The sequence below is a fragment of the Pseudomonas sp. BP01 genome, from assembly GCF_022760795.1.
Taxonomy (GTDB): domain Bacteria; phylum Pseudomonadota; class Gammaproteobacteria; order Pseudomonadales; family Pseudomonadaceae; genus Aquipseudomonas; species Aquipseudomonas putida_Q.
Genome location: NZ_JAFBKA010000001.1, coordinates 315,490 through 338,834, shown reverse-complemented (window position 1 = coordinate 338,834; position 23,345 = coordinate 315,490). Strand labels below are relative to the sequence as shown.

Annotated in this window: 24 protein-coding genes; 15 read left to right on the top strand and 9 right to left on the bottom strand. The window is 63.3% G+C overall.

Translation table 11 applies throughout. From position 1 onward, the window contains the following. Positions 1-75: 75 nt before the first annotated feature. Positions 76-669 (bottom strand): nitroreductase family protein, encoded by a 594-nt coding sequence (locus JOY50_RS01540; protein ID WP_132846800.1) that lies wholly within the window; start codon positions 667-669, stop codon positions 76-78. A gap of 143 nt (positions 670-812) precedes the next feature. Here JOY50_RS01540 and JOY50_RS01535 point away from each other — a divergent pair, with 143 nt between their 5' ends. Both JOY50_RS01535 and JOY50_RS01530 read left to right on the top strand, forming a co-directional pair. After that, positions 813-1,262 carry a YcgN family cysteine cluster protein gene (locus JOY50_RS01535; RefSeq protein WP_132846801.1) on the top strand — a complete coding sequence of 150 codons (450 nt, stop codon included), beginning with the start codon at positions 813-815 and terminating at the stop codon, positions 1,260-1,262. Positions 1,263-1,303: 41 nt separating this feature from the next. Next, entirely contained in the window at positions 1,304-2,512 is a 1,209-nt protein-coding gene (locus tag JOY50_RS01530) for a hypothetical protein (protein WP_132846802.1), read from the top strand. 187 nt (positions 2,513-2,699) lie between these two features. Here JOY50_RS01530 and JOY50_RS01525 read toward each other — a convergent pair whose 3' ends face one another. Beyond that, complete coding sequence (locus tag JOY50_RS01525; RefSeq protein WP_132846803.1) at positions 2,700-3,038, bottom strand: DUF2892 domain-containing protein; 339 nt, start codon at positions 3,036-3,038, stop codon at positions 2,700-2,702. A gap of 301 nt (positions 3,039-3,339) precedes the next feature. Between JOY50_RS01525 and JOY50_RS01520 the strand changes: the two genes are divergently transcribed. The 5 genes from JOY50_RS01520 (at position 3,340) to JOY50_RS01500 (ending at position 9,416) form a co-directional block, all read left to right on the top strand. Continuing rightward, positions 3,340-4,056, top strand: a complete 717-nt coding sequence (locus JOY50_RS01520) for a GntR family transcriptional regulator (protein WP_019470628.1) — start codon at positions 3,340-3,342, stop codon at positions 4,054-4,056. Between the two features lie 61 nt (positions 4,057-4,117). Continuing rightward, complete coding sequence (locus JOY50_RS01515) at positions 4,118-5,437, top strand: FAD-binding oxidoreductase (protein WP_132846804.1); 1,320 nt, start codon at positions 4,118-4,120, stop codon at positions 5,435-5,437. Positions 5,438-5,620: 183 nt separating this feature from the next. Next, the gene (locus JOY50_RS01510; protein ID WP_132846805.1) at positions 5,621-6,949 is read left to right on the top strand and encodes an MFS transporter; all 1,329 of its coding nucleotides are present in this window, start codon (positions 5,621-5,623) and stop codon (positions 6,947-6,949) included. A gap of 69 nt (positions 6,950-7,018) precedes the next feature. Beyond that, on the top strand, positions 7,019-7,912 hold the full coding sequence (locus JOY50_RS01505) for a dihydrodipicolinate synthase family protein (protein WP_132846806.1): 894 nt from the start codon (positions 7,019-7,021) through the stop codon (positions 7,910-7,912). A 13-nt stretch (positions 7,913-7,925) separates the two neighbouring features. Then, positions 7,926-9,416 carry an aldehyde dehydrogenase gene (locus tag JOY50_RS01500; protein ID WP_243054665.1) on the top strand — a complete coding sequence of 497 codons (1,491 nt, stop codon included), beginning with the start codon at positions 7,926-7,928 and terminating at the stop codon, positions 9,414-9,416. A 185-nt stretch (positions 9,417-9,601) separates the two neighbouring features. Here JOY50_RS01500 and JOY50_RS01495 read toward each other — a convergent pair whose 3' ends face one another. Both JOY50_RS01495 and JOY50_RS01490 read right to left on the bottom strand, forming a co-directional pair. Then, entirely contained in the window at positions 9,602-10,072 is a 471-nt protein-coding gene (locus JOY50_RS01495; protein ID WP_016498381.1) for an RNA methyltransferase, read from the bottom strand. Between the two features lie 71 nt (positions 10,073-10,143). Beyond that, complete coding sequence (locus JOY50_RS01490) at positions 10,144-10,515, bottom strand: YajD family HNH nuclease (protein ID WP_016488597.1); 372 nt, start codon at positions 10,513-10,515, stop codon at positions 10,144-10,146. Between the two features lie 132 nt (positions 10,516-10,647). Between JOY50_RS01490 and JOY50_RS01485 the strand changes: the two genes are divergently transcribed. Beyond that, positions 10,648-10,926, top strand: coding sequence for a hypothetical protein (locus JOY50_RS01485; RefSeq protein ID WP_028613409.1), 279 nt, complete (start codon positions 10,648-10,650; stop codon positions 10,924-10,926). A 171-nt stretch (positions 10,927-11,097) separates the two neighbouring features. Here the strand turns inward: JOY50_RS01485 and JOY50_RS01480 are convergent, their stop codons facing one another. Then, positions 11,098-13,140 carry a S9 family peptidase gene (locus tag JOY50_RS01480; protein ID WP_243054664.1) on the bottom strand — a complete coding sequence of 681 codons (2,043 nt, stop codon included), beginning with the start codon at positions 13,138-13,140 and terminating at the stop codon, positions 11,098-11,100. A 246-nt stretch (positions 13,141-13,386) separates the two neighbouring features. Between JOY50_RS01480 and JOY50_RS01475 the strand changes: the two genes are divergently transcribed. Genes JOY50_RS01475 through JOY50_RS01465 form a run of 3 tightly spaced genes read left to right on the top strand, consistent with a single transcriptional unit; the run spans position 13,387 to position 15,206 of the window. Further along, positions 13,387-13,884, top strand: a complete 498-nt coding sequence (locus JOY50_RS01475; protein ID WP_132846810.1) for an MFS transporter — start codon at positions 13,387-13,389, stop codon at positions 13,882-13,884. Positions 13,885-13,901: 17 nt separating this feature from the next. Beyond that, a complete protein-coding gene (locus JOY50_RS01470; protein ID WP_028613406.1) occupies positions 13,902-14,675 on the top strand; it encodes a class II glutamine amidotransferase in 774 nt (257 codons plus the stop codon). 9 nt (positions 14,676-14,684) lie between these two features. Further along, complete coding sequence (locus tag JOY50_RS01465; protein WP_132846811.1) at positions 14,685-15,206, top strand: DUF2937 family protein; 522 nt, start codon at positions 14,685-14,687, stop codon at positions 15,204-15,206. Between the two features lie 29 nt (positions 15,207-15,235). Here the strand turns inward: JOY50_RS01465 and JOY50_RS01460 are convergent, their stop codons facing one another. Then, the gene (locus JOY50_RS01460) at positions 15,236-16,147 is read right to left on the bottom strand and encodes a LysR family transcriptional regulator (RefSeq protein WP_243054663.1); all 912 of its coding nucleotides are present in this window, start codon (positions 16,145-16,147) and stop codon (positions 15,236-15,238) included. A 130-nt stretch (positions 16,148-16,277) separates the two neighbouring features. Here JOY50_RS01460 and JOY50_RS01455 point away from each other — a divergent pair, with 130 nt between their 5' ends. The 4 genes from JOY50_RS01455 to JOY50_RS01440 are packed head-to-tail and all read left to right on the top strand — an operon-like array spanning position 16,278 to position 19,950. Beyond that, a complete protein-coding gene (locus JOY50_RS01455; protein WP_132846813.1) occupies positions 16,278-17,564 on the top strand; it encodes an MFS transporter in 1,287 nt (428 codons plus the stop codon). Between the two features lie 9 nt (positions 17,565-17,573). Further along, entirely contained in the window at positions 17,574-18,353 is a 780-nt protein-coding gene (locus JOY50_RS01450; protein ID WP_243054662.1) for a 5-oxoprolinase subunit PxpA, read from the top strand. After that, complete coding sequence (gene pxpB, locus JOY50_RS01445; RefSeq protein WP_243054661.1) at positions 18,350-19,036, top strand: 5-oxoprolinase subunit PxpB; 687 nt, start codon at positions 18,350-18,352, stop codon at positions 19,034-19,036. Before JOY50_RS01450 ends, pxpB begins: the two co-directional genes overlap by 4 nt. Then, a complete protein-coding gene (locus JOY50_RS01440) occupies positions 19,033-19,950 on the top strand; it encodes a biotin-dependent carboxyltransferase family protein (protein WP_132846816.1) in 918 nt (305 codons plus the stop codon). The genes pxpB and JOY50_RS01440 overlap by 4 nt, the downstream gene beginning before the upstream one ends. Positions 19,951-20,064: 114 nt before the next feature. On the opposite strand, the gene JOY50_RS01435 is transcribed toward JOY50_RS01440, so the two are convergent. The 3 genes from JOY50_RS01435 to JOY50_RS01425 form a co-directional block, all read right to left on the bottom strand. Then, positions 20,065-21,243 (bottom strand): VWA domain-containing protein, encoded by a 1,179-nt coding sequence (locus tag JOY50_RS01435; RefSeq protein ID WP_132846817.1) that lies wholly within the window; start codon positions 21,241-21,243, stop codon positions 20,065-20,067. Between the two features lie 13 nt (positions 21,244-21,256). Continuing rightward, the gene (locus JOY50_RS01430) at positions 21,257-22,102 is read right to left on the bottom strand and encodes a MoxR family ATPase (RefSeq protein ID WP_003254658.1); all 846 of its coding nucleotides are present in this window, start codon (positions 22,100-22,102) and stop codon (positions 21,257-21,259) included. Between the two features lie 159 nt (positions 22,103-22,261). Beyond that, positions 22,262-23,335 (bottom strand): DUF748 domain-containing protein, encoded by a 1,074-nt coding sequence (locus JOY50_RS01425; protein WP_019473480.1) that lies wholly within the window; start codon positions 23,333-23,335, stop codon positions 22,262-22,264. Between the last annotated feature and the right edge of the window lie 10 nt (positions 23,336-23,345).

Genomic DNA, 23,345 nt, shown 5'->3' with positions numbered 1-23,345 from the left:
CGCTCCCACAGGCACAACACCGTGCCTGTGGGAGCGGGCGAGCCCGCGAAGAGGCCAGTAAGGCCTCCACAAGGCTTACAGGCTGAAATCACCCTCGGCAGCCAGCTCGCTCAACGGCTTGCGCGGGCTCGGCACTTCACGCGACTGTAGCGCTTCATCCAGGCTGGCCTTGTCACCCAGCTTGCCAATCGCCACCATGGCATGCAGCACGTAGCCCTCGGGAATCTTCAGTTCCTGACGCGCCAGGTCCTGGTCGAAACCGGCCATGCCATGGGTATGCCAGCCGCTGATGCTGGCCTGCAGGGCCAGGTGGCCCCAGGCGGAGCCGGTGTCGAAGGTGTGCCACAGCGCCGGTTTTTCTTCCGTGGCGCCCGGGGCGGCGAAGGTGGTCTTGGAAATGATCAGCACCAGCGCCGAGGCCTGTTGCGCCCAGCTGCGGTTGAACGGCACCAGCAGGTTCAGGTAGCGCTCCCAGTTCGGCGTGTCGCGGCGGGCATACAGGAAGCGCCAAGGCTGCGAGTTGTACGCCGACGGAGCCCAGCGTGCGGCTTCCAGGAAGCTCAGCAGGGTCTCTTCGCTGATCGGCTCGGCGGTGAAGGCGCGTGGCGACCAGCGGTTGATGAACTGTTCGTTGATGGCGTAATCGGCAATGCGGGGGGTGGCGCTCATGACAGCTCCTGCAAACGGACGGGAAAGCGGCACGCTACTGCGTCCCGTCGCGACTGACAAGCGGTCTGGCTTTGCCGAAGGCCAGGCTCTAGACTGGCGCCGCCGCGCGCCGTGGCCCCAAGATGAATGCAGGAAACCGTGTGATGATCGCTGAAAACGCGCCGTTCTGGCGGCGCAAGACCCTCGAACAACTCAGCCCGCAAGAGTGGGAGTCGCTGTGCGACGGCTGCGGCCTGTGCTGCCTGCAAAAGCTTGAGGACGAAGACGACAACAGCGTCTATTACACACGTATCGCCTGCAAGTTGCTGGACCACGACACGTGTCAGTGCAGCGACTACCCCAACCGCTTCGCCCACGTGCCCGACTGCATCCAGCTCACGCCCGGCAAGGCGGACCAGTTCACATGGCTGCCGAGCACGTGCGGTTATCGCCTGGTCAGCGAGGGCAAGGACCTGCCGGGCTGGCACCACCTTGTCTGCGGCGACCGCCAGCAGGTCCATGAACAGCGCATTTCCCAGGCGGGGCGTATGCTCAGAGAGCAGGATGTGCACGAAGACGACTGGGAAGACCACCTGATCTTCCGCGCCAGCTGACCGGTGCGGCCCGCTGCCACGGGGAAACAAGGAGTTTCTGTATGCGTTGCCAGCTGTTTTTGCTGTTGGGCCTGATGGCCAGTTCGCCAGCCTGGGCGAAAAAGGTCGACCTTGACTACCAGGTGCGCCTGTTGCCCTCCAGTGGCCAGGCGGAGGTCCGCCTGACCCTGGCTGAAGGCAGTGCTGTGCGCAGCCTCGACTTCGATCTGGGCAAGGCGGGGGCCTTCAGCGGCTTCCAGGCCGATGGCCAATGGCAACTCAAGGGCCAGCGTGGCGTGTGGCAGCCAGCGGCCGGCAAGACCAGCCTCAGCTACCGCGTGCAACTGGACCAGAAGCTCGCCAGCGGTGCCTATTCCTCGCGTGTTACCCCGCACTGGGCGCTGTTCCTCGGCGACCAGCTGGTACCGCCTGCGCGGCTTGACCAGCAAGATGGCACGGAGCTTGTGGCGCGCCTGGCGTTCGACTTGCCCGAGGGGTGGAAGAGTATCGAGACCTCTTGGCCACGCATTGGCAAGGACAAGTTCCGCATCGACAACGTTTCGCGCCTGTTCGACCGCCCGACTGGCTGGATGCTGGCCGGCGACCTGGGCAGCCGCCGTGCCCGCCTGGGCGATACCGAGGTCACGGTGGCCGCGCCGGTGGGGCAGGGCATGCGGCGCATGGACAGCCTGACCTTGCTGACCTACGTCTGGCCGCAGTTGCAGGCGGTATTCCCGCGCAACCCGCCCAAGCTGCTGCTGGTCGGTGCGCGTGACGGCATGTGGCGCGGGGCAATGGCAGCGCAGGGTTCGCTGTACCTGCACAGCGCCCGCCCGATGATCAGCGAGAACGGCAGCAGCCCGTTGCTGCGCGAAGTGGTGCAACTGTTTGCGCAGATCCGTGGGCGTGACGGCAGTGACTGGCTGGTGGAGAGCCTGACCGACTACTACGCCAGCGAATTGCTGCGCCGTTCGGGCGGGGTAAGCGATGACCGCTACCAGGCCTGGCAGGCACGCCTGAGCAAGCAGGGCGCCAAGGTCACCCGGCTCAAAGGCGAACGCGCCAGCCCCGCTCAGGTGGCCCGCGGGGTGATCCTGCTACAGGCTCTGGACAAGGAAATCCGCATCCACACCCAGGCCAAGCGTTCGCTAGATGATGTGGTACGGGGGCTGATGCGCCTGCCCAGCGTAAGCACCGAAGAGTTCGTGCAAATCAGCGAGAACGTGCTGGGGCGCAAGTCCGAGGTGCTACAGAGCAAGGCATTACGCTAAGTTCGCGTGTACGAAGCGATACGCAATTCCTGTAGGAGCGGCCTTGTGTCGCGAAAGGGCTGCGAAGCAGCCCCAGCGATATCTGCAACTAATCTGAGATTTTTGGGGGCGCTTCGCACCCCTTTCGCGACACAAGGCCGCTCCTACAAGGGCTGTGCACGCCTTTGAGAGCGGGCAGGTGCCTTGATCAACTGTCAGCCAACGGATCCTTCCCGGTCACCGTCACTCCACTGGTCGCCGCCTTGGCGCTGGCCTTCAACACCTCCAGCTCCGCCGCACTGTGTTCTATATCCGAACGCAAGCGGTGGTACTCCTGCCGATGCCGCTGCCACCACGCCTTGGTCGAGCAATGTCCGCTGACACCGCGTGCCACCGCAATACCGCCCACCACCAGTTGCAGCAATCCGACCAGGCCGCCATGGCGCAGCCCCTTGCTCACCATCAGCGCCCCGCCAGCCAGCGAACTGACCCGTTCCAGACCATGGACATTGTGCTGCGAAGACGCAGCAGAGTGGATATCGAGCATGGCAAGACCTCCGTGTGAAATGTAAGCAGCTGACCTGCCGGGTGGCGCCAGCGTTCATTCGGGTCGCTCAGCGGCGTCAAAAATTACTCGCTGTGTCGCATTTGGCGAATTACCTGTCTGGTTTGGCAATGCAGCCTCAGGGGTGTTTAATCCCACCCTGGAATCCGCTGTAACCCTTGTAAACAAAGGGCTAGAGAGTTTCCACCGTTCATCGAGAATGCTGTAGACACATTGTCTAACAGTGCCCTATAGTCGTTATACAAATAGTAGACACAACGCTATGACAATAAAGAAGGCCGCCATGAAAGCCCCCGCCCAACCCCTCGCCGCAGATGTGCCGCAGGACCGCAAAGCCGTCCTCGCCGAAGCGCTGCGCCGCCGGATCATGAGTATGGAACTGGCCCCGGGCGCGGTGGTGGACGAACTGGCCCTGTGCGAGGAGTTCGGCCTGTCGCGCCCTCCGGTGCGCGAGCTGCTGCGCCAGATTGCCGCTGAAGGCTACATCGAGCTGGAAGCCAACCGCGCGCCACGCGTCGCCGCCATGAGCCACGAGTCGCTGCACAGCTTCTACGTTGCGGCGCCGCTTATCTACGTGGCCACTACCCAGCTGGCCGCCACTTACGCCAGCGCTGAAGAAATCGAAGTGCTCAAGGCTATCCAGGCCCAGTTCCGTCAGGCCATCGAAGAACGCGACGTTGAAAACCGCGTGCTCTACAACGACGCCTTCCACCTGGAAATCGGCAAGATGGCGCACAACGACTACCTGATGCCGAGCCTGCGTCGCCTGCTGATCGATCACACCCGACTGGGCAAGATCTTCTATCGCCATCCCACTACCGATGACATGCAGCGCGACCTCGAAATCGCCTGCGAGCAGCACGAGCAGATGATTCAGGCCATCGAGCGCCGCGACCCGCAAGCGGCTGGCCAGCTGGTGCGCGATCACTTCGAACTGTCGCGCCGCCGCATGGCCGAGTACGCCGCGCCGCAAGGGCTGGATGTACCGATTCAGATATGAACTACCAAGGTCAGGCCACCGGCGTTGACCACCCGTCGACAACAAGATCCAGGTTAGTGAGATGACAAGAATAAGTTCGTTACCTGCCGATGATGCCACCTGTGGCTGGTACCACCTGAGCAAACCACGTACGCCACGGCCGACCCACAGTGGGCACAGTCAGGCGCGCTGGGTGGTGGTCGGCGCAGGCTTCACCGGGCTGGCGGCCGCTCGGCAGCTGGCAACGAACTTTCCGCATGACGAGATCGTGCTGGTCGAAGCCCAGGAGGTTGGCTTTGGCACTTCCGGGCGCAATGCCGGCTTTGCCATCGACCTGCCGCACGATATCGGCGCCGAGGACTACATTGGTGACATCGACATCGCCAAGACGATCCTCAAGCTCAACCTGGGTGGCCAGCAATGCCTCAAGGACCTGATCGAGCGCTACGACATCGAGTGCCAGTTCCGCCCTTGCGGCAAATACCAGGCGGCCATCGAAGACCGCGGCATTGCCGTGCTGGATGCCTACCGCCGCGGCCTGGACAAACTGGGTCAACCCTACGAAGTGATCGAGGGCCGCGACCTGCCCGATCATATCGGCACTGACTTCTACCGCAAGGGCCTGTTCACGCCGGGCACCGCCTTGCTGCAACCCTCGGCATTGGTCAAAGGTTTGGCCGATAGCCTGCCGCCCAACGTCTCGCTGTACGAACACACACCGATTACCAACGTCGAGTACGGCGACAAGGTGGTGCTGCGCCACGCCAAGGGTTCGATCACCGCCGACAAGCTGGTGCTCACCACCAACGCCTTCGGCATGAGCTTCGGTTTCCTCAAGGGGCGCATGCTGCCGGTGTTTACCTACGCCAGCATCACCCGGCAGCTGACCGAGGAAGAACAGGCGCGCCTGGGCGGCAAACCCTACTGGGGCGTGATCCCGGCCGACCCGTTCGGCACCACCCTGCGCCGCACCGTCGACAACCGCCTGCTGATCCGCAACAGCTTCAGCTACAACCCCGACGGCCGTAGCAACCGCAAATATCTGGAACGCTTTGTTCAGCGCCACCGCGAGTCCTTCGCCCGGCGTTTTCCGACGTTGCCTGGGGTGAACTTTGAATATACCTGGGGCGGTGCGCTGGCACTGTCGCGCAACCACATGGGCTTCTTCGGCAAGTTGGCGCCGAATGTCGTCGGTGCACTGTGTTGTAACGGCCTGGGCGTTACCCGTGGCACGGTCACCGGCAAGTTGCTGGCCGACTGGCTGGCCGGTGACAAGAACGAACTGATCGAGTTTTTACTCAATGCCCCAGGGCCTTGTGTAAACCCGCCCAAGCCTTTGGTTTCCCTGGGCTTGAACGCAAACCTGATGTGGGGACAATTCCGCGCTGGCAAAGAAAGCTGATCGTTATCTGAGTTAGACCATAAAGCATTTTACGTCGGCATCAGTTGGCCGGCACGGGCGCGGCTTGCCCGAAATTGATGATCGAGACGCGTCGTCCGAACACCCGGGGCTGAAGACGGTTTTCAGTTTCGCGGACACGCTCGCCTTGAAAATGTGCATATAGCAGACGGGGTAGGAATAACAATGACAAATCCGAATGTTTCGATTGAAGATGTACCGATCAACAACTTCCACCAATTGCTGACCCTGCGTTCCGGCGGCGGTTCGTTCGTCGATGGCTATGTACTGAGCATTATCGGCGTGGCCATGGTGCAGATGTCTGCAGGCCTGAGCCTGAACAGTTTCTGGCAGGGCATGATCGCCGCTTCGGCGCTGATCGGTATTTTCTTCGGTGGCTTTTTCGGCGGTTGGCTGACCGACCGCTTTGGCCGCAAACGGGTGTTCTTCGTTGGCCCGACCCTGTTCATCCTGGCCTCGGTGGCGCAGTTCTGGGTGGAGTCGGCGCTGGTCTTGTTCCTGCTAAGGTTCGCCATCGGTATCGCCGTAGGTATCGAATACCCGGTTGCAACGTCGCTGCTGGTGGAGTTCCTGCCCAGGAAGAACCGGGGCCCGCGCCTGGCAACCCTGACGGTATTGTGGTTTGCCGGCGCCGCTACTGCCTACCTGGCCGGTGAGGCAATCTTGCGCCAGGGTGGCGACGATGCCTGGCGCCTGGTGCTGGCCAGTGCTGCCGGTATTGGTGCGTTGCTGTTCGCCATCCGCCTGGGTACCCCCGAATCGCCACGCTGGTTGATCAGCAAAGGCCGCTCGGCCGAGGCTGAGCAGGTGATCAAGCGGGTGTACGGCAACGGTTTTTCGCTGAAGAACCTGCCTGAAGAGCCCAAGACCCGCAAGCTGTCGTTCCTCAGCCTGCTGCACTCTGGCTACGGCAAACGCATGCTGTTCGTCACCATGTTCTGGACCTGCTCGGTGATCCCAGTGTTCGCCGTGTACGCATTTGCCCCGAAAGTGCTGGGCGCGTTGAACCTGAAAGGTGACTGGGCATCGATCGGTTCCATCGCCATCACTTTCCTGTTCGTGGTGGGCTGCATCGTGGGCACCCGCCTGCTCAACACCCTCGGTCGGCGCACCACGCTGCTGCACAGCTTCTTCTGGTCGGGGCTGGCACTGCTGGGCCTGGGTGCCTTCAGCAATGGCAACGAGATGCTCATCCTGGTGCTGTTCGGTGCCTATGCCTTGTTCATCGGTGGCGCACAGGTGCTGCAACTGGTGTACCCCAACGAACTGTTCCCTACCGAAATCCGTGCCGGCGCCGTGGGCGTGGGCACCTCCATGTCGCGGGTAGGTGCCGCAGTCGGCACCTGGCTGGTGCCCATCGCCCTCGACAGCTACGGCATCGGCGCCACCATGTATGCCGCTGCTGCCGTGACCTTTGTCGGCCTGGCCTTCTCGGTCGCCCTGGCCCCGGAAACCCGTTCGCTGAACCTGCAACAAGCGGCTTCGTTGAGCTGAAACCTTACGCCGCCGCGTGGTTGCGTGGCGCGCCTTTACAACACTGAGCAACGCACTGGAGAACATACCGTGAAATTCGAAGGCATCTACACCCCGGCAATCACCCCGCTGGCTGCGGACGGCTCGATCGACAAGGCGGCGTTCGCCGAGGTACTCGAATACCTGGTCGAGTCGAAGGTTCACGGCGTCATCATTGGAGGCTCCACCGGCGAGTACTACGCCCACACCACCCAGGAGCGCATCGAGCTGGCCGCCCAGGCCAAGGACGTGCTCAATGGCCGCCTGCCTCTGATCGTTGGCACCGGTGGCATCCGCACCGAAGACGCCGTGGCTTTCGCCCAGCACGCCAAGGAAATCAAGGCTGACGCGCTGCTGGTGGGTACCCCGCCGTACGCCCTGCCGACCCAACAGGAAATCGCCTTGCACGTCAAAGCGGTCGACGCCGCTGCCGACCTGCCGATCATGCTTTACAACTACCCGGGCCGCATGAGCGTAAGCATGGGCGAAGCGTTTTTCGATGCCGTGGCTGATGTGAAGAACATTGTCGCCATCAAGGAAAGCTCCGGCGACATGGCCCAACTGCACCGCCTGGCCATCCATCGCCCGAACATCCAGCTGTCGTGCGGCTGGGACGACCAGGCCCTGGAATTCTTCGCCTGGGGCGCCCAGAGCTGGGTCTGCGCCGGCTCCAACTTCATTCCGCGTGAGCACGTGGCCCTGTACGAGGCCTGCGTGATCGAAAAGGACTTTGCCAAAGGCCGCAAGATCATGGCCGCCATGATGCCGCTGATGGACTTTCTGGAAGGTGGCAAGTTCGTCCAGGCCATCAAGAACGGCGTGGCGCTGAACGGCCTGAAGACCGGCGGCGTGCGCAAGCCGCTGTACGACTTGGACGATGCCGAGAAGCAGGAACTCAAGCGCGTGGTCACCGAACTGAAAGCCACCATCGCCCTGATCAAATAAGGAGGCTGGCACAATGGCTGAATTGCTGAACAAGGAACAATACGCGGCCATCGCCGCCAAACTGCAGCTGCGTACCCGGGCGTTCATCGACGGTGAATTCCGCGACGCCATCTGCAGCCGCACGTTCGTCACCACCAACCCGGCCACCGGCAAGCAGTTGGCCGAAGTCGCCGCCTGCGACGTCAATGACGTGAACGTGGCCGTGGCGGCTGCCAAGCGTGTGTTCGAAGAGGGCACTTGGTCAAAGATGCAGCCGAACGACCGCAAGCATGTGCTGCAGAAGTTCGCCCAGCTGCTGGAAGACAACGCCCACGAACTGGCGGTGCTGGAAGCGCTGGACAGCGGCAAGCCGGTCAGCGAGTGCCAGACCGTCGACGTGCCAGAAACCATCCACACCATTCGCTGGCACGCCGAGCTGATCGACAAGATCTACGACGCCACCGCCCCGACCGGCAACGCTGCCGTGACCATGGTGGTGCGTGAAGCCATCGGCGTGGTCGGCCTGGTGCTGCCGTGGAACTTCCCGCTGCTGATGCTGGCCTGGAAAATCGCCCCTTCGCTGGCCGCCGGTTGCTCGATCGTGGTCAAACCCGCCAAGGAAACCACCCTCAGCGCCCTGCGCGTGGCCGAGCTGGCCCACGAGGCGGGTATTCCGGCCGGTGTGTTCAACCTGGTGCCTGGTGGTGGCCGTGAAGTGGGCGAGGCCATTGGCCGCCACATGGACATCCCTATGGTCAGCTTTACCGGCTCCACCGACACTGGTCGCCTGTTCCTGAAATACGCTGCCGAGTCCAACCTCAAGCGCATTGTCCTGGAGTTGGGTGGCAAGAACCCGGCTGTGGTCATGAACGACTGCGAAGACCTGGACGAAGTGGCGCAGTTCGTCACCGCCGGCGCGTTCTGGAACATGGGCGAGAACTGCTCTGCTTCTTCACGCCTGATCGTGCACAAGGATGTGAAGGATGAGCTGCTCGGCTTGATGGCCAAGCACCTGAAGGACTGGAAACTGGGCGACCCGATGGACCCGGACAATCGCCTGGGCGCAATGGTCAGCAAGTCGCACTTCGAGAAGGTCAAGTCGTACCTGGAATACGCTGCCGAGCAGAAACTCAGCATCGTCCAGGGTGGCGAAACCGAGCAAGGCGTGTACGTGCAGCCGACCATCGTCGACAACGTAGGCCGCGACAATAAGCTGTTCGTGGAAGAAATCTTTGGCCCGGTGCTGAGCGTGACCAGCTTCGAGACCATCGATGAAGCCATCGAGCTGGCCAACGACACCATCTACGGCCTGGCGGCTTCGGCGTACACCGGTAGCCTGCGCAATGCGCTGCGCCTGTCGCGTGAAATCCGCGCGGGCGTGGTCACGGTCAACTGCTTCGGCGAAGGTGACGTCACTACGCCGTTCGGTGGTTACAAAGAGTCTGGCTTCGGTGGGCGCGACAAGTCCATCTGGGCACATGACCAGTATACGGAGCTGAAGACCATCTGGATCAATGCTGCGTGATCTGAGCAAGACCGGTGCTGTTCTGACGGAGCTCAGCACCTGGCCGTTTTTGTGGTGGCTTTGCTGGCCCCATCGCCGGCAAGCCAGCTCCCACAGGTAACACAGTCTTCACGGCCTGTGCACGACCTGTGGGAGCTGGCTTGCCGGCGATAGGGCCGGTACAGGCCAGCGCAAAAGTGGCCTTTTTATTTGAACTTGGGCCCCGAGCGGGTATTCAGCCCTTTGGCCAAGCGGTCATACAGCACCACATTCACCGTCGCCGCCAGGTTCATGCAACCTTCGGTGGGGATGTAGATGGTCTCTTCGCACCACGCCCGCACCTCGGGGCTGAGGCTGCCGTCTTCTGGCCCAAAGATATAGATGGCCCGGTCCGGGTGGGTATAGTCCGGCAGGGGTCGCGCACCTTCCACCAGCTCCACCGCCACCGGGGTACAGCCCAGCGGGATGATGCGCTGCAGGTCATCGATGCCGATCAACGGAATGTCGTAGTGCACGCGCTTGGTGTCGGTGACGAAGTCACGCGCGCGTTCGTAGCGTTTGCCGGTGTAGAACACCGAGTTGACGCCATAGCAGCCCGCAGCGCGCATCACCGAACCGACGTTTTCTGCCGACTTTGGGTTGAACAGACCGATGCAGCTGTATCGTTTGTTTGCCACGTACCGGGGCCCTTCGCGAAAAAAGCGCGATTATACGGGCTGCCCGGTAACAGCGGGGGCCGAATCGATGGTCAGTCTTTCTTCAACATGCCCGCCAGCGCGGCGAACGGGTTGTGGGTGGCCTTGGCGATGCTCGGCGTGCTGGTGGAGCCTTCGCTGAAGTACTGCTGGTCGGTGTAGCGCGAGTGCTCGTTGTCGTGGCAGTACAGGCACAGCAGCTCCCAGTTGGAGCCGTCCTGCGGGTTGTTGTCGTGATTGTGGTCACGGTGGTGCACGGTCAGCTCGCTCAGGCGCTTGCCGGCGAATTCGCGGGCGCAGCGGCCGCACACGTGCGGGTACATTCTCAGGGCCTTGTCGCGGTAGCCCATTTCCTTGTCACGCTTGGCATCGGCCAGGATGCGGTCGAGGCGCGCGGTGGCGGCGGCGGAAGAGGTGGAGCTCATGGTGTTTCCTTTGTTCTGATCAGGCAAATGACAGTTATGGCATTGAGTCTAGCGCGCTTGCAGGGCAAGCGGACAGGCGAAAGCGGTGATTTAGGCGTAGCCTGTAAGCAGGTTCCCGACAGGAGGTTGCTGATGTTTCATGCGATCCTGACCGCGCTGTTGATGGCCGGCCTGCCCATGGCCGAAGCTGCCAGCACGCCACCCCGTCTCACTACGCCAGTGCCTGGTGCACCGGGTACGCCCACGCCCACGCCATACCCGCAGATAACCCCGAGTACACCGCCCAAGGCCTACGACAGCCAGCCGGGGGCGCCCTTGTTGCCGCCGATGCCAGTGCCCGGGCCGCCGAAGGACCAGCCATTGCCGGGGTTGCGCCAAGACCCGCCGAGGCCGGCGGTAGAGGATGATTGAATACGGCGCGCCTGCTCTGGCCGCTGTGGGAAGAACGCATGTGCGCAAGATCCACCGCGGTCCCTGTGGGAGCGGGTTCACCCGCGAACACGGGCGAAGCCCGTGCCAACCACCGCGGTGCCTTCTTCGCGGTAAACCCGCTCCCACAGGGGCCGCGCGGGTGCTCGAATTTTATGCCACACCCAGCTCGCCAAACACGAACGCATACTCCAGGGCCACATCCTTCAACCCCTGGTACCGCCCGCTCATCCCGCCATGCCCAGCCCCCATCTCGGTCTTGAGCAGCAGCAGGTTGTTGTCGGTCTTGCGCGTCCGCAAGCGCGCCACCCACTTGGCTGCTTCCCAGTACTGCACGCGGCTGTCGTTGTAGCCCGCTACCACCAGCATCGCCGGGTAGGTCTGCGCTTTTATATTCTCGTACGGCGCATAAGCCTTGATCCGTTCATACACCTGCGGCTCCTCAGGGTTGCCCCATTCGTCGTACTCGGTCACGGTCAGCGGCAGCTCGGGGTCGAGCATGGTGTTGAGCACGTCGACAAACGGCACTTCGGCAATCGCACAGCGGAACAGCTCGGGGCGCAGGTTGAGCACCGCGCCCATCAACAGGCCGCCGGCGCTGCCGCCGCTGATGGCCAGCCGCTCGGCCGTGGTCACGCCTTCGGCGATCAGGTGCTCGGCGCAGGCGATGAAGTCGCTGAAGGTGTTGGGCTTGTGCTCCTGCTTGCCGGCGCGGTACCAGGCCTCGCCCAGTTCGCCGCCGCCGCGCACATGGGCGATGGCAAAGGCCACGCCGCGTTCCAGCAGGCTGAGGCGCGCATGGGAGAACCACGGGTCGAGGCTTTCGCCATAGGCGCCGTAACCGTACAGGTACAGCGGCACGGTTTTGCCCAGGTCCTGGCGACGACGCACCAGGCTGATCGGCACCTGGGTGCCGTCCGCGGCGGTTGCCCACAGGCGCTCGCTGACATAGTCATCGGCATCGAACGCACCCAGCACCGGGGTTTCCTTGAGCACCGCCTGGGCGCCCGTGGCCAGCGCCAACTGGCGCACCTGGGCTGGGCGGTTGAGCGCTTCGTAGCGCAGGCGTATGCGCGTACTGGCGAACTCCAGGCTGTCCTGCACGTACAGGCTGTAGGCAGCGTCGGGCAGTTCCACGCGGTAGGCCGGCAGGCCTTGCGGGCGTACTTCGATGATCGGCAGGCCGCCTTCGCGCAGGCTCAGGGTGAGGGCGCCGGCATTCAGGCTGAGGCCTTCGAGCATGATCGCATCGCGGTGTGCCACAAGCACCTGCCATTGTTCACGGCTGGGCACCGGTGTGACCGGGGCGTGGTTCAGGGCAAAGTTGATACCGTCCTGGTTGGTGCGGATAAACCAGCGCCACTCGCCCTCGAGCTGGCCATGGTCGGGGAAGTACTCATGGCCTTCGACACGCGGCGCCAGGCAGGTGAACGGCGCCTGCGGGGTTTCGGCGTCCAGTACCCAGGCCTCGCTGGTGGTCTTGCTGTTCAGCAGCAGCACCAGCTGGCGCTCGGAACTGGTGCGGTAGCAGTGCAGGAAGAAGCGCCCGTCGGCTTCTTCGAACACGGTCTGCGCATCGTCGGTGCCCAGGGTGTGGCGGCGCAGGCGCCAAGGCCGGTGGGTGTCGTCCAGTTCGGCGAAGAACAGCGTCTGGCTGTCGTTGGCCCAGGTCAGGCTGCCGTCGCAGTCGTCGAAGGGCAGGGCGGTGATGCTGCCAGTGGCCAGGTCCTTGACGTACAGGCTGTAGATTTCATCGCCACTGGTATCGAGGCTGTAGGCCAGCAGGCGGTGGTCGGGGCTGACGTTGAACGCCCCCAGCGACAGGAAGCCGCCATTGGCCAGGGCGTTGGGGTCGAGCAGCAGTTGCTCCTGGCTTTCATCGACGGTGTTCGAGTCGTCGGCCGGGCGTGGGCAGCGGTAGTGGCGTGGGTATTCGTCGCCTGCGGTGGTGCGGGTGTAGTACAGGTAGGGGCCCCAGGGTGCCGGCAGCGACAGGTCGGTTTCCAGGATGCGGCCCTTGATCTCTTCGAACAATTGCTCACGCAACGGGGCCTGGTCGGCCAGGCAGGCTTCCTGGTAGGCGTTTTCGGCTTGCAGGTAGGCGAGTACCTCGGGGGTGTCGCGCTGCTGCAGCCAGGCGTACGGGTCGGCGGCGTTGTCGGCGTGGGCGATGGGAGGTTGGGGCTTGGTTTGCATTGAGGGTCTCTTGGTTGGGGTTGCCTGTACGGGCCTCTTCGCGGGCACGCCCGCTCCCACATGGCCACCACTGGCTTGGCTACTGTGCAGTGCCTATGGCTCTTGCAGGAGCACCACAGCTCTTGAGGGCTGTGGGGTCCCTGTGGGAGCGGGCGTGCCCGCGAAGAGGGCGGTACAGGCAAACACTGTCTGCGCCCGGAAAAGTGTTTATCATAGGCATCTCTTTGCCTGGCTTGCACGAACACCATGACCGAGAACGACTATACCTTCGCCTGGGGCCTGTACGCCGTGGCCGCCCTGGGCTGCCTGCTGGTGGCCTTCAAGGTCACCGGCTGGATGTGGCGCTGGCTGCGCGAACCGCTGCGGGTGGTGCTGGCAGTGCTGCTGCTGACCCCGACCGTGGTCGATCCGGTCAAGGACAGCTTCGCCCCGGCCATCGCCATCACCGCCCTGGACCTCGCCTTCAAGGTCGGCAACAACGCCTGGCGTGCGGTGTCCGACTTCGCCATGTACGGCATGATTGCCTTCGGCCTGTATTTCCTCTTTGTGCTGGTGCGCTGGCCGCTGGAAAAACGCGCCCGCGAGCGCCGTGCGCAAGCCGAGGCAGCCGCCAAGCGCCAGGTGGACGAAGATAACCAGGTCGCCGGGCAAGCCCCGTTGGCCGCCGAGCGCGGCGACCGTTACCGCGACGACCCACGCCCTGCCGCACCCCGCGGCAATGGCCGGGTCGAGCCCCGTCTGTAAACGGAGGAGACACGCCTGTGTGCGAACTGCTGGGCATGAGTGCCAACGTCCCCACCGACATCGTTTTCAGCTTCACCGGCCTGATGCAGCGCGGTGGCCGTACCGGCCCGCACCGTGATGGCTGGGGTATCGGTTTCTACGAAGGCCGTGGTCTGCGCCTGTTCCAGGACCCGGCCGCGAGCAGCGAGTCGGAAGTGGCCAACCTGGTGCAGCGCTACCCGATCAAGAGCGAAGTGGTAATCGGCCATATCCGCCAGGCCAACGTCGGCAAGGTCTGCCTGTCCAACACCCACCCGTTCGTGCGGGAAATGTGGGGCCGCAACTGGTGCTTCGCGCACAACGGGCAATTGGGCGACTTCAAGGGCCTGGCCAGCTTCTACCGGCCGGTGGGCGACACCGACAGCGAAGCGGCTTTCTGCGACTTGCTCAACCGCATCCGCAGTGCCTTCCCCGAGCCGGTGCCGGTTGAGCAGCTGCTGCCGGTGCTGGTCGAAGCCTGTGCCGGCTACCGTGGCCGGGGCGTGTTCAACTGCATGCTCAGCGACGGCGACTGGCTGTTCTGCTTCTGCTCGACCAAGCTGGTGCACATTACCCGTCGTGCGCCGTTTGGTGCCGCGCGGTTGAAGGATGTCGACCTGATCGTCGATTTTCATACCGAAACCACCCCCAACGATGTGGTCACGGTGATTGCCACCGAGGCCCTGACCGAGAACGAGACCTGGCACCGCTACGAGCCGGGTCAATGGGCCCTGTGGCGGCACGGCGAATGCGTGGCACACGGCCAAAGCTAAGGACGCTGCATGTTCAGAAGTTACCTGCGGTTGCTGCTGTTCACCTTCGGCCTGCTGGCCGGTATCCAGGTTCCGGGGCTGGTCAAGGACTATAGCCAGCGGGTGGAGGCGCACCTGTTCGAGTCGCGCGAGTCGCTGGACGGGTTCAGGCAAACGGCCGAGCGCTTTTTCAAGGGCGACCTCCAGGCCCTGCTGCAGCATTACCGCAGCAGTGACGACCCGGTGTTCAACAGTGATGCCAACAGCATCGAAAGCCTGATGATCCGCAACGAACTGCTGGAAAACGAATGGCAGGCGTTGCAAGGGCCGTGGGCCCAGCGTACCTGGCATGTGCTGGTGCAGGCCGACCCGCAGCTGCGCGAAGAAACGCTCAATGGCTACAGCTACCAGATTCTGCTGGTGCCCGAGGCGATTGGCTGGGGTGTTGGCGCAGGGTTTGTGCTGGCCTTTGTGGTCGAAAGCCTGTTGCTGGGGCTTGGCTGGGTGATCCTTGGCGGGCGGCGCAGGGCGGTGAAAGAAAGCTGGCGCTAGGCCGCTCCCACAAAGACCGCGTTAGCGGGTCAGATGAGTACTATCCGCTGCCCACCTACATCCCGTGCATACCGCTCCAGCACCTGCCGGCAAACACCAACCACCTCGTCCACCAACGCCACCCCGGTCTGCCACGCCACCACCAACTCCAGGCTCGGCGGCGGTTGCAGCCCTGGCAGCAACACCAGCTCGCCCCGGCCCAGCTCGGCATCCACCAGAGCTGGCGGCAATGCGCCAATGCCGAACCCGTCGCGCAACAGCCGGGTAATCGCCGCCACCGAGTTCACGCAGTTCAACCGCGGCGCCTCTGCCCCCGCAGCCTGCAGCAAGCTCAACACCTCCTGGTGGGGCCGTGAATTCTTCGAGAAGGTGATGATGCGCTCGCGCCCAAGCTCTGCCAGCGACGCATAATCACGGTGCTGGTGCGAGCCAGCAGCCACCACCCAGCCCATGGGGTAGCGCGCCAGGTCGAGGCTGCGGATCGATTGCTCGCGCAGCAGGTCGGTCTGCAAAATCACGTCGAGAAAGCCCTTCTGCAGCTGCTCGCGCAAGTTCAGCGCGGTATCGGCCACCAGTTCGATTTCCACCTGCGGGTAGCGCTCGGTCAGCTCCGCCACCAGCGCGCTCATCCAGGTGTGGATCACCGTGTCCATCACCCCGATGCGAATGCGCCCGACCTTGGCCCGGTCGCTGTCCAGCGACTGCTTCATGGCCTTGGCCGTTTCCAGCATGCGTTCGGCGTACTCCAGTACCTTGCCGCCTTCCGGGGTCAGGCTCACACCGCGTGAATCGCGCAGCAACAGCTTCACACCAAGGTCTGCCTCCAGCGCGGCAATGCGGCTGGACACGGAAGCTTGGGTGCTGAACAGCTTTTCTGCCGTCAGGCGGAAGCTTTTCAGCCGGGCGACCCAGACGAAGGTTTCGAGGAAGCGAAGGTTCATGATCAGTTTTTCTTGTTCCAGACCGGCGGTTTTTATCGTTGGACTCAATTGTCGCGGCCTCTGAACAATGGCACCCAGGCCGCGACGCTTTATGTCGCCCATAAAACAATACCAACAAGCCGAGGCATCCATGAACCCCACCGGCGTGCAGCAGCAGGTCAGTTCCCCACCTTCGTCCGGGCCTTTCGCCTGGTACCGCGACATCGACAAACAGCAACGGCGCACCTTCTGGAGCTGCAAGATCGGCTATGGCCTGGACGGCATGGACACGCAGATGCTCAGTTTTGTCATCCCCACGCTGATCATGCTGTGGGGCATCACCACCACCGAAGCCGGGTTGATCCATACCAGCACGCTGATCGCCTCGGCCGTGGGTGGCTGGATCGCCGGTATCCTTTCCGACCGCATCGGCCGGGTGCGCACCCTGCAATTGACGGTGCTGTGGTTCGCCTTTTTCACCTTCCTGTGCGGCTTTGCCCAGAACTACGAACAACTGCTGATCGCCCGGACCCTGATGGGCTTCGGCTTCGGTGGTGAATGGACCGCTGGCGCGGTGCTGATCGGCGAGGTGATCCGCGCCCAGGACCGTGGCAAGGCGGTGGGCATGGTGCAGTCCGGCTGGGCCATCGGCTGGGGCCTCACGGCGATTCTCTACGCGCTGCTGTTCTCCTGGTTGCCGCCAGAGCAGGCCTGGCGCGCGCTGTTCCTGCTGGGGCTGGTACCGGCTATCTTCGTGATCTTCGTGCGCCGCCTGGTCAAGGACCCGGAGGTGTACCGCGAAGCCAAGGCGGTGGAAAGCGCCGAGGCACCTTCGCACTTCTACGAAATCTTCGCCCCGGGCATGCTCTGGACCACCGTCCGGGCGTCGCTGCTGACCACTGGTGCACTGGGTGGCTACTACGCCATCACCTCGTGGCTGCCGACCTTCCTCAAGAACGAGCGCGGCCTGAGCGTGCTGGGCACCGGTGGCTACCTGGCCATGGTGATTGTCGGCTCGTACGTGGGCTATGTGGTCAGCGCGTACTTGTCCGATCTGCTGGGGCGCAAGAAGAACTTCATCCTGTTTGCCGTGGGCTCGTTCGTCATCGTGCTGCTGTACACGCAGATGCCGGTCAGCGATGGCGTGATGCTGTGGCTGGGCTTCCCGCTGGGCTTCTTCGCTTCGGGCATCTTCAGCGGCATGGGGGCGTTCCTGACCGAACTGTTCCCTACGCGCATTCGCGGTTCGGGGCAGGGCTTCTGCTACAACATTGGCAAGGTCATTGCGGCACTGTTCCCGTTGCTGATCGGCATGCTCGGCCAGAACGTGCCGCTGGGCGTGGGTATCGGCGTGTTCTCTGCGGTGTCCTACGGGATTGTGATCGTGGCGGCCCTGAGCCTGCCGGAAACACGCGGCAAACAGCTGCAGGCGCGGTAAGGTAGGCCTATGAACAACAACAAGGGAGACCGCTTGGTGGAACGCCTGCTACTCAATTGCGACATGGGCGAGAGTTTCGGCAGCTGGCGCATGGGCCTGGACGCCGAGGTAATGCCCTACATCGATTGCGCCAACATTGCCTGTGGCTACCACGCCGGCGACCCCGGCATCATGCGCCGCACCGTGGCCCTGGCGCTGGAGCATGGGGTAACCATCGGCGCGCACCCGGCCTACCCGGACCTGGTCGGCTTCGGCCGCCGCTCCATGGCCTGCAGCCCCGAGGAAATCCGCGACCTGCTGCACTACCAGATCGGTGCGCTGGACGGCATCTGCAAAGTGCTGGGTGGCCGCGTGGCTTATGTGAAGCCCCATGGCGCGCTGTACAACGACATGATGGCCGACCCGCTCAACCTGCGCACCGTGCTGGAAGCTGTGGCGGCCTACGACAGCAATCTGCCTCTGATGCTGATGGCCACCGCCGACAACCGCGCCGCCCAGGCCCTGGGCGATGAAATCGGTGTGCCGCTGTGGTTCGAGGCGTTCGCCGACCGCGCCTACACCGCCAGCGGCCATCTGGTGTCGCGCCGTTTGCCTGGCGCGGTGCATCACGACCCGGCGTTGGTGGTGGAGCAGGCGGTGCGCCTGGCCCGTGGCGATACGCTGGTGGCGGACGATGGCGGCGCCCTGCGCCTGCAGGCCAGCACCCTCTGCGTGCATGGCGACAACGACAGTTCGGTGGCGGCGGTGCGGCAGATACGCCAGGCTCTCGACGCCCTGGAGCCGCGATGAAAAGGCGCATCGAAGTGGTGGCCATCGACAGCCTGATGGTGCGCCTGTTCGACCGTATCGACGAGGCCAACATGCCGTGGATGCTCGCCGCCAGCCAGCGCCTGAGCGCCGTGTTCGGCGAGCACCTGCTGGACCTGGTGCCGTCCTACACCACGCTGATGGTGCAGTTCGACCTGCCGCCAGGCCAGGCGAGGGCGCTGATCAACCAGGCGCTGGAGGGTTTGCAGCCAGATACTGGCAGCGGCGGCCGCCGCCACGAGATCCCGGTGTGGTACGACGCCAGCGTCGGCCCTGAACTGCCTGTGCTGGCGGCCCGCAGCGGCTTGAGTGAAACCGAGGTTGTGCGCTTGCACAGCGAACGTGATTATCCCGTGTTCGCCCTGGGCTTCGCCCCCGGTTTCGGTTTCATGGGCCTGGTCGACGAACGCCTGGCCAGCCCACGCCTGAGCACCCCGCGCAAGCGGGTGGCGGCGGGTAGCGTGGGCATCGCCGAGCGCCAGACGGCGGCGTATCCGGCGGTATCGCCGGGTGGCTGGAACCTGATCGGGCGCACGCCGGTGCGCTTGTTCGACCGCGAGCGTGAGGGCTACAGCCTGTTGCAACCCGGCGACCGGGTGCGTTTCGTGCCGGTTTCGCGCAGCGAGTTCCTGGCGTTGGGCGGCGATGTGGAGGCACAAGGATGAAGCAATTGAAGATCGAGGCCAGTACGCCGCTGTGCCAGTTGCAGGATGCTGGCCGCTTTGGCGTGCGTCACCTGGGCGTGACCCAGGGCGGCGCGCTGGACTGGGTGGCCATGCACTGGGCCAACTGGCTGCTGGGCAACCCGTTGGGGGCACCGGTGGTCGAGGTGGCGCTGGGTGGCTTTTGCATAGTGGCCGAACAGGATTGCGTGCTGGCCCTGGCCGGTGCCGACCTGGATGCCCGAGTCGATGACCAGCCTGTCGCGCCCTGGCGCAGCTTTGCCCTGGGCAAGGGCCAGCGCTTGACCCTGAAGCAGCCAAAGCTGGGCGTGCGGGCTTATCTGGCGGCACCGGGCGGGTTCCTGGGCGAGGATGTACTGGGCAGTTGTGCCACGGTGGTACGTGAAGCACTGGGTGGCATCGATGGCCAGGGTGCGGCGCTGGCTAAAGGCCAGGCGTTAGCGTTTACCGGTAGCGATACAACCCTGCGCGAGGTGCCGCAAGCGCTGCGCCCGCAGTACGCAGAAAAGCCTGTGCTCGACCTGGTGATGGGTGCACAGATTGGTGATTTCAGTGGTACCACCCTGTTCGAAGCCTTCAATCGGGAGTGGACGCTGGACAGCCGGGCCGACCGCATGGGCATTCGCTTGTTGGGGCCGCAGCTGGTTTACCAGGGGGCGCCGATGATTTCTGAAGGGATACCGCTGGGGGCGGTGCAGGTGCCGCCGGATGGGCAGCCGATTGTGTTGCTCAATGACCGGCAGACCATTGGTGGCTATCCGCGGTTGGGGGCGTTGACACCGTTGGCGCTGGCGCAACTGGCGCAGTGCATGCCGGGGGCGGTGGTGCGGTTCAGGGCGGTGGTGCAGGATGAGGCCTGGCGGGAGCAGCAGATATATCTGGACCGTTGGCGGTGAGGCTACCGGCCTCTTCGCGGGTAAACCCGCTCCCACAGGTACAACACAGCCCTTGAGGAATGTGGAGTACCTGTGGGAGCGGGTTTACCCGCGAAAGGGCCGGTACCGGCAACATCATTTGGACAGGTACCGCATCCCTTCTTCCAGCCCCTGCAAGGTCAGCGGGTACATCTTGTCCTCGATCAGGTCCCGCACCAGATGGGTCGAAGCGGTGTAGTCCCAGGCCTGCTTGGGGTACGGGTTGATCCAGATGATCTTCTTGAATTTTTCCATGAAGCGCTGCAGCCACACATACCCGGCCTCTTCGTTCCAGTGCTCCACGCTGCCGCCCGGCTGGGTGATTTCGTAGGGCGCCATGGCCGCATCGCCGACGAACACCACTTTGTAGTCGTCGCCATACTTGTGCAGCAGGTCGAAGGTGGAATAGCGCTCCGAGGTGCGGCGCAGGTTGTTTTTCCACACCGACTCGTACACGCAGTTGTGGAAGTAGTAGTACTCCAGGTGCTTGAACTCGGTCTTGCAGGCCGAGAACAGCTCTTCGCAAACCTTGATGTGGGCGTCCATCGAGCCGCCGATGTCGAACAGCAACAGCAGCTTCACCGTGTTGCGCCGCTCGGGGCGCATCTGGATGTTCAGCAAGCCGGCGTCCCGCGCGGTATGGTCGATGGTGCCGTCGATATCCAGCTCTTCGGCGGCGCCCTCACGGGCGAACTTGCGCAGCCGGCGCAGGGCCAGCTTGATGTTGCGCGTGCCCAGTTCAACCTGGTCGTCGAGGTTCTTGTACTCGCGCTGGTCCCACACCTTCACCGCCTTGCCCTGGCGTTTGCCAGCGTCGCCCACGCGGATGCCTTCGGGGTTGAAGCCGCCCGAGCCGAACGGGCTGGTACCGCCGGTACCGATCCACTTGTTGCCGCCGGCGTGGCGTTCCTTTTGCTCCTCAAGGCGTTTCTTGAATGCCTCGATCAGCTTGTCCAGGCCACCCAGTGACTGGATCTGCGCACGCTCTTCATCCGTGAGCGAACGCTCGAATTCCTTGCGCAGCCAGTCTTCGGGGATCAGCGCCTCGATGTGCCGGTCGAGGTTTTCCAGGCCTTTGAAGTAGGCAGCAAAGGCCCGGTCGAACTTGTCGAAATGGCGTTCGTCCTTCACCAGGATGGCGCGCGCGAGGTAGTAGAATTCGTCCATGTCGGCGAACACCACATGCTTTTGCAGGGCCTGGTGCAGGTCCAGCAACTCGCGTACCGACACCGGCACCTTGGCCGCGCGCATTTCATTGAACAGGTTGAGCAGCATGGCCCGGCTCCTGTCAGCGGTTGCCGCGCCGGCTCATGAAGGCCAGGCGCTCCAGCAGCTGCACGTCTTGCTCGTTTTTTACCAACGCGCCGGCCAGCGGCGGGATGGCCTTGGTCGGATCGCGTTCGCGCAGCACGGCTTCGCCAATGTTGTCGGCCATCAGCAGCTTGAGCCAGTCGACCAGCTCGGAGGTGGACGGCTTTTTCTTCAGGCCCGGTACCTTGCGCACGTCAAAGAACACATCCAGCGCTTCGCTGACCAGCGACTGGCTGATGTTCGGGTAATGCACGTCGACGATCTGCTGCAGCGTGGTGCGGTCGGGGAAGGCGATGTAGTGGAAGAAGCAGCGGCGCAGGAAGGCGTCCGGCAGCTCTTTTTCGTTGTTGGAGGTAATGATGATGATCGGGCGTTGTTTGGCCTTGATGGTCTCGTCGATTTCGTAGACGTAGAACTCCATCTTGTCCAACTCTTGCAGCAGGTCGTTGGGGAACTCGATGTCGGCCTTGTCGATTTCGTCGATCAGCAGGATGACCCGCTCATCGGCCTCGAAAGCCTCCCACAGCTTGCCTTTTTTCAGGTAGTTGCGCACATCGTGCACCTTGTCCACGCCCAGTTGCGAGTCACGCAGGCGGCTGACCGCGTCGTACTCGTACAGGCCCTGGTGGGCCTTGGTGGTGGACTTGATGTGCCAGGTGATCAGCCGCGCGCCGAACGAGGCCGCCAGCTGTTCGGCGAGCATGGTCTTGCCGGTGCCGGGCTCGCCCTTGACCAGCAGCGGGCGTTCGAGGGTGATGGCCGCGTTTACCGCCAGTTTCAGATCGTCTGTGGCGACGTAGTCGCGGGTGCCTTCGAACTTCATGGGGTCTGTCCTCTGCCGTATGCCTGTCAGGGCCTCTTCGCGGGCACGCCCGCGAAAGGCCCAACACCTGTTTTCGATTTGTTACCGACTATAACGCGGGGTTGAGCGGCTGGAAACGCAGACCGGGTATTCAGTCCCTGAATGCCCCGTCACGCCCACTCAGTCGGAATCCGGCGCCCCTCGCTCGTAGCGGGCATTGAACGCCTGGATAAACCCGTTACGCAGGATCTGCAAAAACGCCTCAAAGGCGCTGATATCCTGCTTGCGCACACTGCCACTGAGCTCCACCCGGGTGGCGAACTGGTTTTTCGGCTGGTTCTTCAGTACCGTCTCGGTCGCCCCCACCACCGCTTCCCACACCGAGCGGAAGAAGCCCTTGTCCTTTTCCTCGACGTCCTGTTGCCAGTCGAATACATCGACGTCACGCAGCAGCGGCTTTATGTAGCCGTTAAGCCGACCGTTTTCCGCCTGCGCCTCGATGACCACGTCCCCATGCCCGGCATTGAAGTCGAATTTGCCATAGGCGCTGGCGAAGTCGTTCAGTTTGCGCAGCTCGATGCCGGTGGCGCGCAGCCTGAATTCGAAGTCATCGAAATCACTGAACGGGTCGAACGTGGCACGGCTTTCTACCTTCGCATCGCCCGCGATCAGTGCAGTACCTTCAAAACTCGCATCGCGACGGCCTTTGGGGTCACGGACATTGGTCAGGTTGCGAATGTTGGCGTTCAGCCGGGTGGCCTTCAGGTCGACCGGTGGCTTGGAGTTGAAGTTGCGGAACGTCAGCACGCCGTTGTCGATACGCACCTCGTTGAGTGTGATGGGCAGCAGTTTTTCCAGTTGCTGGCGCCAGTCGGTACCCCGGCCGGTCTGCGACGCTTGCTTGCTGCCGCCGTCGACGAAGTTCAGCTCCGGGCGCACGAAGGTCACCTCGGCCACCACGGCCTTGTCGTACCACAGCGAATGCCAGCTGACCGAAAGGTCGATCAGCGGCGCGTCCAGAAACGGTACCGGCACCTTGCCGCTGGTCTTGACGATCTTCAGGCCGTTGATCTGGTACGCGCCGCGCCACCAGGCCAGGTCCACATCGGCCACCTGGCCACGGTAATCGCCCATGTCGGCCAGTTTTTCGTTCAGGTAGTTGCGCACCAGGTAGGGCAGGGCAAGGTGCAGGGCCACCAGCAGCACCACCAGGCTGCCCAGGCCGATCAGCGGCCAGCGATAACGGGCTCTCATCGGGACGTCT

Excerpts from the sequence above, each read along its gene's own strand:
- JOY50_RS01540 (WP_132846800.1), bottom strand. The coding sequence starts at position 669 with ATGAGCGCCACCCCCCGCATTGCCGATTACGCCATCAACGAACAGTTC.
- JOY50_RS01535 (WP_132846801.1), top strand. The coding sequence starts at position 813 with ATGATCGCTGAAAACGCGCCGTTCTGGCGGCGCAAGACCCTCGAACAA.
- JOY50_RS01530 (WP_132846802.1), top strand. The coding sequence starts at position 1,304 with ATGCGTTGCCAGCTGTTTTTGCTGTTGGGCCTGATGGCCAGTTCGCCA.
- JOY50_RS01525 (WP_132846803.1), bottom strand. The coding sequence starts at position 3,038 with ATGCTCGATATCCACTCTGCTGCGTCTTCGCAGCACAATGTCCATGGT.
- JOY50_RS01520 (WP_019470628.1), top strand. The coding sequence starts at position 3,340 with ATGAAAGCCCCCGCCCAACCCCTCGCCGCAGATGTGCCGCAGGACCGC.
- JOY50_RS01515 (WP_132846804.1), top strand. The coding sequence starts at position 4,118 with ATGACAAGAATAAGTTCGTTACCTGCCGATGATGCCACCTGTGGCTGG.
- JOY50_RS01510 (WP_132846805.1), top strand. The coding sequence starts at position 5,621 with ATGACAAATCCGAATGTTTCGATTGAAGATGTACCGATCAACAACTTC.
- JOY50_RS01500 (WP_243054665.1), top strand. The coding sequence starts at position 7,926 with ATGGCTGAATTGCTGAACAAGGAACAATACGCGGCCATCGCCGCCAAA.
- JOY50_RS01490 (WP_016488597.1), bottom strand. The coding sequence starts at position 10,515 with ATGAGCTCCACCTCTTCCGCCGCCGCCACCGCGCGCCTCGACCGCATC.
- JOY50_RS01485 (WP_028613409.1), top strand. The coding sequence starts at position 10,648 with ATGTTTCATGCGATCCTGACCGCGCTGTTGATGGCCGGCCTGCCCATG.
- JOY50_RS01480 (WP_243054664.1), bottom strand. The coding sequence starts at position 13,140 with ATGCAAACCAAGCCCCAACCTCCCATCGCCCACGCCGACAACGCCGCC.
- JOY50_RS01475 (WP_132846810.1), top strand. The coding sequence starts at position 13,387 with ATGACCGAGAACGACTATACCTTCGCCTGGGGCCTGTACGCCGTGGCC.
- JOY50_RS01465 (WP_132846811.1), top strand. The coding sequence starts at position 14,685 with ATGTTCAGAAGTTACCTGCGGTTGCTGCTGTTCACCTTCGGCCTGCTG.
- JOY50_RS01460 (WP_243054663.1), bottom strand. The coding sequence starts at position 16,147 with ATGAACCTTCGCTTCCTCGAAACCTTCGTCTGGGTCGCCCGGCTGAAA.
- JOY50_RS01455 (WP_132846813.1), top strand. The coding sequence starts at position 16,278 with ATGAACCCCACCGGCGTGCAGCAGCAGGTCAGTTCCCCACCTTCGTCC.
- JOY50_RS01450 (WP_243054662.1), top strand. The coding sequence starts at position 17,574 with ATGAACAACAACAAGGGAGACCGCTTGGTGGAACGCCTGCTACTCAAT.
- pxpB (WP_243054661.1), top strand. The coding sequence starts at position 18,350 with ATGAAAAGGCGCATCGAAGTGGTGGCCATCGACAGCCTGATGGTGCGC.
- JOY50_RS01440 (WP_132846816.1), top strand. The coding sequence starts at position 19,033 with ATGAAGCAATTGAAGATCGAGGCCAGTACGCCGCTGTGCCAGTTGCAG.
- JOY50_RS01435 (WP_132846817.1), bottom strand. The coding sequence starts at position 21,243 with ATGCTGCTCAACCTGTTCAATGAAATGCGCGCGGCCAAGGTGCCGGTG.
- JOY50_RS01430 (WP_003254658.1), bottom strand. The coding sequence starts at position 22,102 with ATGAAGTTCGAAGGCACCCGCGACTACGTCGCCACAGACGATCTGAAA.
- JOY50_RS01425 (WP_019473480.1), bottom strand. The coding sequence starts at position 23,335 with ATGAGAGCCCGTTATCGCTGGCCGCTGATCGGCCTGGGCAGCCTGGTG.